The 1,259-nt window shown below is 53.9% G+C and carries 1 protein-coding gene; it reads left to right on the forward strand.

Annotation, left to right across the window (positions count from 1 at the left end; genetic code table 11):
• The first annotated feature begins 67 nt into the window (after nucleotides 1-67).
• A protein-coding gene (locus DFP90_RS22620) for an IS3 family transposase (RefSeq protein WP_245957155.1) occupies nucleotides 68-1,197 on the forward strand; the annotation gives its coding sequence in 2 pieces (ribosomal slippage) (nucleotides 68-341 and nucleotides 341-1,197; 1,131 coding nt in all).
• Nucleotides 1,198-1,259 lie beyond the last annotated feature (62 nt).

Here is a 1,259-nt window from a genome sequence, read left to right on the forward strand (position 1 = left end):
TGAAGTGGTCCTAGAAAATCGGACCATCTGCTAAGGTGTATCCTTCTCGATAAGAAGGACGACAAGAATGGCGAAACGCCGAAACTTTACCGATCAATTCAAAGCCAAAGTAGCCCTTGAAGCCCTGCGCGGAGACAAGACGATCCAGGAGATCGCCGCTAAATACCAAGTGCATCCCAATCAGGTTAGCACCTGGAAACGCCAGGCGATGGAGGGGATGGCAGATCTGTTTTCAAGGGGAGGCAAACCGTCAGGGCCGAGCGATGCCGAGATCAAGGAGTTGCATGCCAAGATCGGGAGGCTGACCATTGAGAATGATTTTTTAGCGCAAGGGCTCAAGAAATGAGCCCCGCCGAGAAGAGAGGACTGATCCGCCGCGATCATCCGGATCTGAGCATCCGCCGGCAATGCAAGTTAGTGAAGCTGAGCCGGTCCGCCTTTTATTACTGCCCGCTTGGGATTGATCCCGATACGCTGGCGGTGATGAAGGCCATCGACAGGGTATTCACCCAGTATCCGTTCTTCGGCAGCCGCCAGATCGCGGCCTATCTGAGAAGGCAAGGAATGGCTGTCGGCCGCCACCGTGTCCGGCGATTGATGCGCCTGATGGGATTGCAAACGATTTACAAACGCCCCAGAACCAGCCAGCCGCACCCCCATCACCCGGTCTATCCCTATCTGTTGAGGAAGCTGGATATCAACCGACCCAACCAAGTCTGGTGCTCGGATATTACATTTATCCCGGTGAAGCACGGCTTTCTGTATCTGGTGGCGATTATGGACTGGCACAGCCGGAAAGTTTTGAGCTGGCGCCTGTCGAACACTATGCACGCGGATTTCTGCGTTGAAGCTCTGCAGGAGGCCATTGCCAAATACGGGCCGCCGGAGATCATGAATACGGACCAAGGAAGCCAGTTTACCGGCGCCGACTGGATCACTGTGCTGAAAGACCATGACGTTCGCATCTCCATGGACGGACGTGGCCGCTATCTCGACAATATCTTCATCGAACGGCTCTGGCGATCGCTCAAGCAGGAGGCGGTTTATCTGGAAGAGATTACCGACGGCTTCAAGGCAAAGCAGGTGATTAAAAACTGGATCCGCTTCTATAATACCCAGCGTCCACATTCATCCCTTGAATACCGGACGCCCAAAGAGGCATATTGGGATCACGAACAGACGAAACTGGCGGCATGAAAATCAAACTGGATACACCTTAAATGTGCCGCGAAACGGTCCGAACAACCGAGACCACTTCA

This window comes from Aestuariispira insulae (assembly GCF_003385955.1).
In the GTDB taxonomy this organism is placed as follows: Bacteria; Pseudomonadota; Alphaproteobacteria; order UBA8366; family Aestuariispiraceae; genus Aestuariispira; species Aestuariispira insulae.